At 68.3% G+C, this 10,543-nt stretch carries 11 protein-coding genes and 1 pseudogene; 5 read left to right on the top strand and 7 right to left on the bottom strand.

Annotated features, from left to right (window positions below; all coding sequences use genetic code 11):
- Window positions 1-228: 228 nt before the first annotated feature.
- A pseudogene (locus IEY93_RS38980) lies at window positions 229-423 on the top strand (IS3-like element ISMyma3 family transposase); the annotation flags it as partial.
- A gap of 27 nt (window positions 424-450) precedes the next feature.
- On the opposite strand, the gene IEY93_RS35205 reads toward IEY93_RS38980, so the two are convergent.
- Window positions 451-612 (bottom strand): hypothetical protein, encoded by a 162-nt coding sequence (locus IEY93_RS35205; protein WP_189167507.1) that lies wholly within the window; start codon window positions 610-612, stop codon window positions 451-453.
- A gap of 211 nt (window positions 613-823) precedes the next feature.
- On the opposite strand from IEY93_RS35205, the gene IEY93_RS35200 reads away from it, so the two are divergent.
- Entirely contained in the window at window positions 824-1,279 is a 456-nt protein-coding gene (locus tag IEY93_RS35200) for a hypothetical protein (RefSeq protein ID WP_189167506.1), read from the top strand.
- Window positions 1,280-1,812: 533 nt separating this feature from the next.
- Here the strand turns inward: IEY93_RS35200 and IEY93_RS35195 are convergent.
- Window positions 1,813-2,118, bottom strand: a complete 306-nt coding sequence (locus IEY93_RS35195; RefSeq protein ID WP_189167505.1) for an AzlD domain-containing protein — start codon at window positions 2,116-2,118, stop codon at window positions 1,813-1,815.
- The gene (locus IEY93_RS35190; RefSeq protein WP_189167504.1) at window positions 2,118-2,858 is read right to left on the bottom strand and encodes an AzlC family ABC transporter permease; all 741 of its coding nucleotides are present in this window, start codon (window positions 2,856-2,858) and stop codon (window positions 2,118-2,120) included. The genes IEY93_RS35195 and IEY93_RS35190 overlap by 1 nt, the downstream gene beginning before the upstream one ends.
- Before the next feature lie 98 nt (window positions 2,859-2,956).
- Here IEY93_RS35190 and IEY93_RS35185 point away from each other — a divergent pair, with 98 nt between their 5' ends.
- Together IEY93_RS35185 and IEY93_RS35180 are read left to right on the top strand one after the other, a co-directional pair.
- Window positions 2,957-3,418, top strand: a complete 462-nt coding sequence (locus IEY93_RS35185) for an Lrp/AsnC family transcriptional regulator (protein WP_189167503.1) — start codon at window positions 2,957-2,959, stop codon at window positions 3,416-3,418.
- 764 nt (window positions 3,419-4,182) lie between these two features.
- Window positions 4,183-6,843, top strand: coding sequence for an RICIN domain-containing protein (locus IEY93_RS35180; RefSeq protein ID WP_203968460.1), 2,661 nt, complete (start codon window positions 4,183-4,185; stop codon window positions 6,841-6,843).
- A 151-nt stretch (window positions 6,844-6,994) separates the two neighbouring features.
- On the opposite strand, the gene IEY93_RS35175 is transcribed toward IEY93_RS35180, so the two are convergent.
- The 3 genes from IEY93_RS35175 to IEY93_RS35165 all read right to left on the bottom strand — a co-directional run bounded on the left by IEY93_RS35175 (window position 6,995) and on the right by IEY93_RS35165 (window position 8,902).
- Entirely contained in the window at window positions 6,995-7,255 is a 261-nt protein-coding gene (locus tag IEY93_RS35175) for a hypothetical protein (protein WP_189167501.1), read from the bottom strand.
- Window positions 7,256-7,890: 635 nt separating this feature from the next.
- Window positions 7,891-8,328, bottom strand: a complete 438-nt coding sequence (locus tag IEY93_RS35170) for a VOC family protein (protein WP_189167500.1) — start codon at window positions 8,326-8,328, stop codon at window positions 7,891-7,893.
- Window position 8,329: 1 nt separating this feature from the next.
- A complete protein-coding gene (locus IEY93_RS35165; protein ID WP_189167499.1) occupies window positions 8,330-8,902 on the bottom strand; it encodes a DinB family protein in 573 nt (190 codons plus the stop codon).
- A 61-nt stretch (window positions 8,903-8,963) separates the two neighbouring features.
- On the opposite strand from IEY93_RS35165, the gene IEY93_RS35160 reads away from it, so the two are divergent.
- Window positions 8,964-9,923, top strand: a complete 960-nt coding sequence (locus tag IEY93_RS35160) for a helix-turn-helix transcriptional regulator (RefSeq protein WP_189167498.1) — start codon at window positions 8,964-8,966, stop codon at window positions 9,921-9,923.
- Window positions 9,924-10,103: 180 nt separating this feature from the next.
- Here IEY93_RS35160 and IEY93_RS35155 read toward each other — a convergent pair.
- On the bottom strand, window positions 10,104-10,543 hold a 440-nt coding region (locus IEY93_RS35155), incomplete at its 5' end, for a non-reducing end alpha-L-arabinofuranosidase family hydrolase (RefSeq protein ID WP_268241603.1).

Genomic DNA, 10,543 nt, shown 5'->3' with positions numbered 1-10,543 from the left:
CACCGCTCTCCTAAAGCGGGTGCCGCAGGTTCGAATCCTGCCGGGGGCACCTGGTTGACCTTGTGATTCGCAGCCTGACCTGCGCCTATTGCCAAGAGTAGGTGACAGGGCAGAGACCGGGGAGAGCAGCGGCATGCAATTGCGGCAGTCGCATCTCGACACCCGTGCAATATACGTCCAATGATCTTGGTTTCGCCTGGTTGTCGCCGAGTTTGACGGAGGCCGTGGTGGGCCGCGATGAAGGCGGTCGCGGTGAAGCTGGGGATCGATGCGGCTGAGACGGTGCGCACCTGGGTGCGCCGGACCGAGATCGATGCCGGGCGGCGTCCCGGTACGACCACGATGGATGCGGAGGAGATCTAGCGGCTGCGCGCGGGGAACGCGGAGTGGCTTCGGGCGAACGAGATCTTGAAGGCGGCGTCTCGATGCGGCTGCGCATTGGCCACTACCTCAGCGGTACCGGCGAGCCGTACACCGGCTGAACGCCAACCGCCCCTCGATGGATCGCACGGCCGACAGGATGCACGGGGTCGCCTTGGCGATGGTGGCGGCCACCAGGTCGTCAGGGCCGTAGCGCTGCCGGATCTCGGCCGGCTCTTGACCACGACCCACACGATCACGGACATCCTGCGCTGGTCAGACTGGCGGTGCCGCCATCAGCCAACCGCCCGGCGCTGCCACTACCAGCGCAGATCCCAAGCAGGATCGCGATGTGTCACTGGAGTACTCGCTGATCGTTCGCTCAACAGATGCTCAACAGGTTCTCAACATCGGCCTGGCTACCTTCACGGTGTCCAGTACGACGAGCACCAAGGAGAAGCCGATGCGAACGCTCAACACGATGGTCCTCGGTGCGGCGATCGCCGCCACGGCTCTGACCGCGGGCGCCCCCGCACAGGCGTCCGTCGAGACCAGCGCCCAGACCTCCCTCACCACCGTCACCACGGCCGCTGCGGCCGACTCGACGGCGATGTCCTGCCGTCAGGTGCGTGTGTACCGTCCGGAGATGCGCAAGGGACACGTGGCCGCGACCGGCCAGGCGATCGGCTGCTCCCGCAACCAGCGCATCAAGATCATGCTTCAGCGCAAGCGCTGGTGGGGCTGGCAGAACATCTCCAGCGCCTCCTGGTACGGGGCCGGCAAGAGGACGTTGTACAAGGGCTGCAAGCGGGGGACCACCTTCACCTACCGCCTGCAGGGCCAGGTCAGCTACTACGCAGGAAGCAAGTACGTCGTCCACAACGGCTGGAGCCCCAAGATGCGCGCGAAGTGCCCGTGACGCGCACCGTCCGCCCCCCTGTGGGGTGACCATCTAGTACTCCGGTGGGACTTGGCGATCTTGATGCGCTGGGGTCGCTTGGGAGACGGCCACCGCGTGATCTTTCGGAGTTTGTGAAGACAACCAAAGATCGTGCGGTGGCCGCGAGCCACAGCGTGGATCCTGACGGCTGGATGGTCATTTTCAACGAGCCTGCCGTCTACCGCTGCTACGCGCCTGCCCAGCAGCCCTGCAGCCCTTGATGGCCCTGGTCAAGGTCGCCGGTGTCCGCTGGGCGGTCGAGAAGTGCCTTCAATAGGCTGGTTCGCTGGAATGCCGAATTTCCGCACAGGCCGGTCGAACGGCCGACGCTCCTGAGGCGGCCCGTGTACGCGTGGATCCATGACGAGTCCTTTGAACGGGCTCTTCTCGGCTTTGCCGGTACGAAATCCCACTGCCGCGGTTCACCCGCGCTCGACGGATCGGCCGGCGAGCCGGGGGGAATTCCCGAGAGGGGCAGAAGTGGTCAGTCGTTCGAGAAACGGGGGAAGCGGTCAGGGGATCAGCGCGCGCAGTAGTGCCGTCGCCAGGGCGGCTCCGACCACCACGGCGAGAAAGGGCGCACGCAGGATGACCAGCAGCAATGCCACGGAAAGCCCCACCGCGCGGTCGTCCAGCACGACCTGCTGCCCGCTGGAGAACGCCTGGATGGCCATGAGACCGGCCAGCAGTGCGACCGGTAGCAGCGCGGCCACCTTCTGAATCCGTGGATCCCGCAGCACCCGTTCCGGCACCGAGAGACCACCGAGCTTGAGCAGATAACAACACAGTGCACCCGCCCCGATCGCGGCCCAGAGCATCACTGGTCCATCACTTCCATCCCTCCCTGCTCCGTCTGCTCCGGCGGGGCGCTCGCGGCTTCGCCACGGCTGAGCACGAGTCCGGCGACCGTCGCGGCACACGCGACGGCGAGAATCGGCAGACCAGGTGGCAGTGGCCCGACCAGGAGCAACGCCACGGCCACGCCGAGCGCGGCGATCAGCCACGGTTCCCGGCTGGTCATCCGGGGCGCGAGCAACGCCAGAAAGGCCGCGGGCGCCACCACGTCCAGCCCGAGCACCGACGGGTCGGATAACGCCCTGGCCCCGAGCGCACCCAGCAGGGTGGCCAGATTCCAGAACGCGAAGACCGACAGCCCCGCGGCCCAGAACCCCAGCCAGGCCTCCGGCGCCCGCCTGCCGATCGTCATCGCGGCGCTCTCATCGATCACGAACTGTGCGGCGAACAGCCGCCGCCGGCCTCTCGGCCGGAGTAACGGGGCCAGATGCAGACCATAGAGCCCATTGCGCGCGCCGAGCAGCGCGGCGGCCGCCGCCCCGGAGAACGGATTTCCGCCGGCGGCGATGACGCCCACCATCGCGAACTGCGACGCGCCCGTGAACATCAGGCTCGACAGCGCGCACGTCTGCAGGAGGTCGAGACCGGCCGTCGCCGCCAGCGCCCCGAACGACAGCCCGTAGGTGCTGGTCGCGAGCCCGATGCCCACCGCGTCCCGGATGACCGGCAGCCGCTCCCCTCCCTGCTCTTGCGCAGGTTCCACGACGCATCCACCGCCTCAAACTGTGTGATTCCACCCCAAGTAAATCGATCCCTGGGCTAGTTCCACTACCGAATGCCATTAGCTTAGAATTTTCTGCCGTGGACGATGTTGATCGCGCAATTCTGCACCAGCTGCAGCTGGACGCCAGGCTGTCGAACGTCGAACTGGCCGAGCGGGTGCGGCTCAGCCCTTCGCCCTGCCTGCGCCGCGTGCGCAACCTCGAGTCCGCCGGTGTCATCCTCGGCTACCACGCCGAGGTGGACCCGGCAGCGGTCGGTCTCGGCTTCCAGGTGCTGGTGCACGCCAACATGGGCGTCAAGAACCAGGCCATCATCGAGGCGTTCGAGGCGCGGGTACGAGAGATCGACCAGATCCTCGAGTGCCGTCGCATGTTCGGCGATCCGGACTATCTGCTCTGGGTGGTCGCCGAGGACGCCGAAGACTACGAGCGCCTCTACATGAGCGACCTGGCGAGCCTCCCCGGCGTCGCCCGGATGAACTCGCAGATCACCATGAAGACCATCAAGAAGACCACCGGGTTCCCGCTTGCCGACTCCTGACGCCGGCCTTCCCCGTGCCGGCGGCTCGGTGCGTCCGGCGACGGTGATCACACCCGGTCGCTGAAAGTTTCAGCGGTACGCGTGCCGCGCCGCTGCCGATGGACGCGGTTTCCCTCCTCGCTCGGCCCTGGAGAGGCGCCGGCTCATCGGGGATCTGGTGTGTCGCGGGTGCCGCGTGCAGGATTGTGCCGGGCCGTCGGTGACCGGGCAGGGCCGGGCGCCTCGGCCCCTGACCTGGTAGATCGGGTCCGCGAGTTGCCAGGTCGTACCGTGCCCGTGCGCGGTGAGGTGCCACCGCGACCCGCGGGAGGTCCGCCGTGTCACGCGAGAGCCCCCGGCGGTGTGGTGCCGGGGTGGGCCAGGGTGCGGTTCCGCCGCTCGATCGACTCTTGCGAGACACCTCTGTTAATGCGACATTACCCCCATACATCAGTCGGCATACGTTATACGTTACGAACGTCACGAATGGTAACGCCATGTCTGCCACGGATTCTTGGGGCGTGATGAGGAGACCTCTCGCACCCCGGCGGCGGTGACCCTCGTCATCGCGGCGCCGGGGCGGACCACCAGCGTCCCTCAGCATCGGCGAGCTCGTCCTTCGCATGCGGAGAGCACATGAGCCGCCTGTGGCGAATGCTCGATGCGCGAGACCGGCCGGCACCGCCCACACCCCCCGGCGACAACAGCGCGCGGGCGGCACGTCAGCTCGGAACCAGCGAAAGGAATAGAGCGTGAAGTCAGCCCTGTCCACCACTGAGAAAGCGTTGGCAGCGCTTGCGGTGCTCGTCGCCGCGGTGTTGCTGCCGGCCTTCACCGGTGCTTCCCCGGCCTCGGCGGCGACCCAGGCGACCTACTACGTCGCCCCCGACGGCAACGACGCCAATCCTGGAACGCTCGCGTCACCGTTCAAAACGCTGCAGCGCGCGAGGGACGTCGTTCGCACGGTGAACTCCAGCATGACCGGCGACATCTACGTGTACCTCCGCGGTGGCGACTATCCGGTCGGCAGCACGATCGACTTCACGGCCGCCGACTCCGGCACCAATGGTTACCGGGTCTTCTACGCCGCCTACCAGAACGAGACGCCGGTCCTCAATGGCGGCGTTCAGGTGACCGGCTGGACGCAGCACAGCGGCAACATCTGGAAAGCCCCGCTGAATCGCGGCAACAAGCTCCGCGCCCTTTATGTCAACGACAAGCGGGCGTACATGGCCTCGAAGACGGTCAACTCCGGGGGATGCTCCGGAACCTACAACATCACGGCCGGGCAGGCGGCCTGGGCGTGGGAGTCGGGTTCGCAGTGCGCGGGGGCGAAGTACAACCTGAACGACTTCCCCGCCATCCCGAACAACCAGGACGACATCGAGATCGAGACGTCGACGACCTGGACCACGGCCATCGTGAGCGTCCGGCAGGTCACCTCTGACGGGTCGAACCGTATCGCTCAGTTCCAGCAGCCGGGTGCGGCGATCGCGCAGGGCGCCTTCAACGGGAACGCGCAGATCAACGGCAGCCACAAGCTGATGAACGCCTACGAGTTCCTGGACGCGCCGGGCGAGTTCTTCTTCGACAAGACGAGCAAGACGCTGTACTACTACAAGTCGAGCTCCGAGAACATGTCGACCGCGACGGTCTTCGCGCCGAACAACGTGTCCACCCTGATCAAGGTCGCCGGCACCTCCACGAGCAGTCGCGTCCGGAACATCACCTTCTCCGGCCTCACGGTGCAGCACTCCGACTGGAACCTGTTCAACGTGGCCGGCTCGGCGTTCAAGCAGGCCCAGCAGGGCAACCTCGGCGCGCAGGCGTACGCCAAGCAGAACTTCCACGCCTACTACTACCGCAACGTCGACATGGCACCCGGCGCCGTCCAGATCGAGAACGCCGACGGGCTCGTCCTGCAGGGCAACCGGGTCCAGCACACCGGGGTCGACGGAATCACCATGGCCAACGACGTGGTGAACACCCAGCTGATCGGGAACTTCACCAACGACATCGCCGGATCCGCGATCGTCGTGGGCCACCCGCAGCACGTCTACATCGGGGACTACACCTCGTCGAACCGCGAGAAGTATCCCGTCGCGGTGGAAGGCGCCCCCAAGAACATCGACATCAAGAACAACTACATCTACGACAGTGCCGTGTTGTTCAACGGGCACAGCCCCATCACGGCGTACTTCGCCGACACCCTGTCCATCCAGCACAACCGCATCGAGAAGTCCCCGTGGTCGGGCATCACGATGGGCTGGGGATGGTGGAACTTCGACGGGTCGTCCGGCTCGATCGCGCCCAACCGGCCGACCACCACGGCGAAGAACAACACCATCAGCTACAACCACATCATCGACACGGTGCAGCGCCTGAGTGACACGGCCCCGATCTACACGCTGGGCAGCCAGCCGGGAACCACGATCACCAACAACTACCTGCAGGGCGTGCCGTCCGGTCACAAGTACGGCCTGCACCCGGACGAGGGCTCGGCGTACATGACGTTCCGGGACAACGTCCTGAGCGTGGACAAGAACGTCACGTGGCTCATCAACTCCGACGACTTCGGCCGTAAGCACGACCTGAGCATCACGCAGACGTACGGCCCGATCAACAAGGTCTCCAACAAGAACCTGCCGAACAGCACGGTCCAGGACATCCTCGTGTCCTCCGACTACGTGTGGCCGGCGCAGGCCTATGGCATCGCCGTGAACTCCGGCCTTGAGGACGCGTACCGGAACATCATCCCGCAGAGCAATCTTTCGTTGCCGGACTACGTCCTGCCCGCTAGCACGTTCGTCGGTGCCGGTGTGACCTCGATTCCGATCCGGAGCACCGGCGACGCCGGCAAGTCGGTCTGGCTGGCTCCGCTGGGCACGACGACCTTCACCGCCGGCAGCACGATGACCAGGGCGAGCGGCACCGCGACCTCCATCGCCGTTCCGACGTCGGCCGGCGAGTACCGGCTCTACGTCGTGGACGCCCAGGGGAACCGCTCGGCCGAGTCGAAGTCGCTCGTCCGGCAAGGCAACGGCGGTGGCAACCAGCAGAACGGCACGATCGTCGGCGCCCAGTCGGGCCGATGCGTCGACATCACCGGCGGCACGGCGACCAACGGCGCCCAGGCGCAGCTGTGGGACTGCAACGGCGCCACCAGCCAGCGGTTCACCTACACCTCCGGCAAGCAGCTGCAGGTGTTCGGCAACAAGTGCCTGGACGCCAACAACCAGGGCACGTCCAACGGCACCCAGGTGATCATCTGGGACTGCAACGGACAGACCAACCAGCAGTGGAACGTCAACTCCAGCGGCACCATCACCGGTGTGCAGTCCGGGTTGTGCCTGGACGCCAACGCCGCCGGCACCGCCAACGGTACGAAGCTCATCCTGTGGTCCTGCAACGGCGGCACGAACCAGCAGTGGAGCGTGCGCAGCTGACATAGGGTCCCACCGGGCCGCGGGCGGTCACACGCACCGCCCGCGGCCCCACCCTGCCCACGGCCTTCCGTCCCGTCGCGGTCCCCGCGCGGGACGGATGCGGTCTCCGGGCCTGATCTCATCCGCGGCGATACCGTGACGGCCGCGGCGATCAGGAGGCCTTGCCGGGGGCGATGTAGAGGTTCATGCCGGTGAAGTCGAGGGTGAGGTTGCAGGGCTTGTAGAAGCTGTGCACGAAGTTGGCCAGCACGTCGAACCCTTCGTGGTCGAGCACATTGTCGACGTAGCAGTAGGCGTCGTGGGCGGCGGCGGCGCCGAGGCGTACCTCCTTCGGGTAGCAGGGGTAGGCGGTGAGGAAATCGCCCCCGGCCGACGTCTCGATCGGGCGGTCGTGGTCGGTGCGGATCCGCAACCGCTCGGCCGCAGCCGGTTGGCCTTCTCGTCGCCGGTGCCAGCTCGATGGCCCTCTTGAGGTACTTCTCGGCGTCGGGGAACCGGTTGGACAGCAGCCCCACATAGCCGCGCTGGCGGGCCGCGTGCACGTTCTTTGGGTCTGTGCTCAGGATCTCCTCGTACGCGCGGCCGGCCTGCTGGAAATGCCCGGCCTGGAACAGCGCGTCCGCGTCACCGCCGCCGGCCCGCGCCGTGGCCGCCCTGCCCAACAGCGGCACGGTCACGGCGGCACCGGCCACCACGGCGGCGCCCCGCAACAGCGAACGCCGGTCCCATGCTCCGCCATCAACCACGTCTACTCCTCCTGATCGCCTTCGCCGCGGCCGTGGGCGGTCCGGGGCGGAGCGGGCACCGGGCCCTCCCGTACGGCCGGGACATCGCCGATGAACCCGCACGCTCCGTGACCCGCCCGCCGGTCAACCCGACGCACTATCGACCGGCCGTGTGCCCGCCTGGTCTTCGCGGTGTCATGGTCGTGTCACGGCCCGGCGACGGTGGCGTGCGGCGAGGGTGTGCCGATCACGGCGGAGCGGGCCGGCGGATCCGCAGGTGAAGGGAATGCCGGGTGCAGGCGCCCGGCATTCCCCTCATCGATCAGTCGAGGCAGAACTCGTTGCCCTCGGGGTCGGCCATGATGATGTGCCCGGCCTCCAGCGGAGGAGCCGGCTCGAATCGCCGGAGCCGGGCGGCGCCGCGGGAGACCAGCCGCTCGGCCGCCGCCTCCAGGGCGGCCATCCGCGCGTCGCCCTGCGATCCGGGGGCCGCCCGCACGTCGATGTGCACGCGGTTCTTGACCTGCTTGGGCTCGGGCATCCGCTGGAAGAACAGCCGCGGCCCGCGGCCGGCCGGATCGACCACCGCCGAGGCGTCGTTGCGGTTCTCCGGCGGTATCCCCATCGCCTCCAGCGCCTGCTCCCAGGACTCGAACCCCGGCGGCGGGGCCTGCAGCCGGTAGCCGAGGGTCTCGGCCCAGAACTCCGCCAGAGCGGCGGGGTCGGCGCAGTCGAAAGTGATCTGAACCTCGTGCGCCATCTCAGCTCGCCCGCCTTTCGGTGTTCCGGTAGAGGTCGCGGAGCAGGCACACCTCGGCCAGGTGATGGATCAGCTCGCGGTTGATGTGCAGCACCAACTCCGCCATCGGACGTTCGGCGAACGGCCCTTCCGCCGGGCCGCACAGGCGGGCGAGACCGGCCTCGCCGAGGGACTCGACACCGGCCAGCCAGGTGGCGTACTCGGCGTCGAGCTGGGCCAGCGCCCCCGCGGCGGTCGCGGCGTACTCGAACGACTCGTAGCCGACGGGCGCGCCGCCGAAGTGCGCGGCGTTGCGCGCCGCGAGGACGCCGACGATCACGTGCCCGAGTCGCCAGGCGATCGTCGTGACCGGCGGCGGTTCGGGGACCGGCATCGCGAAGTCGATGGTCACCGTCCCGGTCCCGGCCTGGATCGGGGCGGTGCCCGTACCGCGCGGGCGGACGTTCCAGCAGCCGGGCACCGGCTCCCAGAAGTACTCGTCGTCGGTGAGCCCGTCGAGCCGGTCGCGCAACTGTTCGGTCCAGTGCCAGGCGATCTGGTCCCGGAGCTGAGAGTTCCATGTGAGGTGGGTCATGGCACCACCCTCGCGCAGATAGCGGACAGCTGCCTTCCGCTATCCGTGTCACGATGGGCGAATGAACGTGGTGGGGACGACCGAGCGGGTGCTGCGGTTGCTGGCACTGCTGCAGCACCGGCCGTCCTGGACCGCCGCCGAACTCGCCGCCGAGCTGGGGGTCACCGACCGTTCGGTGCGCCGCGACGTGGAGCGGCTGCGCGCGCTCGGCTATCCCGTGCTGGCGGGCGCGGGCGTCGGCGGCGGTTACCGGCTCGGCGCGGGCACCCGCCTGCCGCCGCTGCTGTTCGACGACGAGGAGGCGATAGCGACGGCGGTGTCCCTGCGGCTGGCGTCGGGGGGAACGGTCGCCGGGGCGGGCGAGGCGGCGCTGCGAGCGCTCACGAAGCTCGACCAGGTGATGCCGCCCCGGCTGCGCGCGGAGGTGCGGGCGGTGTTCGGCGCCACCGAGACGCTGGCCGGCCCGGCCGCGGAGATCGACGCGGAGCTGCTGGTGACGCTGGCCCGGGCCTGTCGTGACACCGTGCGCGTACGGTTCCGGTACGCCGGCCGGCACGGCGGGGAGCACGAGCGCACCGCCGAGCCGGTGCGGATGGTCGCCACCGGCCGCCGCTGGTACCTGATGGCCTGGGACCTCGACCGTGCGGACTGGCGCACCTTCCGGCTCGACCGGATGCGCGAGGTGGCGGCGACGACCTTCCGTTTCCGGGCGCGGGAGCATCCGGACCCGGTGGCCTACGTGCACCGGTCGGTGACGCAGGCGCCGTACCGCCATGTCGCCCGGGTCCGGCTGCGCGCCCGGCCCGAGCGGGTCCGGGAACTGGTGCCGTCCTCGGTGGGCCGGGTCGAGGACGACCGTGACGGCTGGTGCGTGCTCATCGTCGGCGGGGACGACCTGGACCGGATCGCCGTGCACGTCGCCTGGCTCGGCTTCGAGGCGCAGGTGCTGGAGCCCGCGGAGCTGCGGGACGCGGTCGCCCGGCTCGCCCGCCGCCTCACGGCGATGGCGGAACCCGGCTGACGAGCCCTGACATGACCGGACATCGAAGACCCCCGGACCGCCTGGTCCGGGGGTCTCCTGGTGGTGACCGGTGGTCAGCGCGTCCGGTGGTGGCGACGGCCGGCCCGATCATGTTCGGGTGTGCTCACGTGCCCCGGCGTACGCCTTCGGCGGTGGGGCGTCAGGCACATCCGAATGCCGTCAGCGCTGCAGGGTCAGCAGGCCCGGGCGGTAGGGCAGCAGGCCGTAGTCGACGCCGTTGGAGCTCGGGCTGCGGCCTTGGTAGAGCAGCTGCAGGTTGCAGGGGTCGACCGTCTTGGTCTGGTCGGGGTTGTTGCGGATCAGGTCACCGTGGCTGATGTCGTTGGTCCAGGTGGCGCCACTGTTGGCCTTGCCCGCGAACGGGTTGCTCTCGGTCGCGGCCTGCGGCGTCCAAGAACCGCTCAGGCTGTCGGCGGTGAACGAGCGGAAGTAGCGGCCCTGCGAACCGATCGCCTCGACGATCATCAGGTACTTGTTCTGGTTCTGCAGCTTGTACACCTCGACCGCCTCGAACAGGTTGTTCGTCGTGTCGCTCATGATCGTGGTGTAGGTGGAGCCGAAGCTGCCGGGGAAGTTCCCGATCGGCATGCTCTGCCGGT

This window comes from Sphaerisporangium melleum, assembly GCF_014646695.1.
Lineage (GTDB): Bacteria > Actinomycetota > Actinomycetes > Streptosporangiales > Streptosporangiaceae > Sphaerisporangium > Sphaerisporangium melleum.
The sequence above is the reverse complement of the archived record's forward strand: the minus strand, read 5'-3'. Positions and strand labels throughout refer to the sequence as shown.

Excerpts from the sequence above, each read along its gene's own strand:
- IEY93_RS35170 (WP_189167500.1), bottom strand. The coding sequence starts at position 8,328 with ATGGCGCACGAGGTTCAGATCACTTTCGACTGCGCCGACCCCGCCGCT.
- IEY93_RS35160 (WP_189167498.1), top strand. The coding sequence starts at position 8,964 with ATGAACGTGGTGGGGACGACCGAGCGGGTGCTGCGGTTGCTGGCACTG.
- IEY93_RS35200 (WP_189167506.1), top strand. The coding sequence starts at position 824 with ATGCGAACGCTCAACACGATGGTCCTCGGTGCGGCGATCGCCGCCACG.
- IEY93_RS35195 (WP_189167505.1), bottom strand. The coding sequence starts at position 2,118 with ATGCTCTGGGCCGCGATCGGGGCGGGTGCACTGTGTTGTTATCTGCTC.
- IEY93_RS35165 (WP_189167499.1), bottom strand. The coding sequence starts at position 8,902 with ATGACCCACCTCACATGGAACTCTCAGCTCCGGGACCAGATCGCCTGG.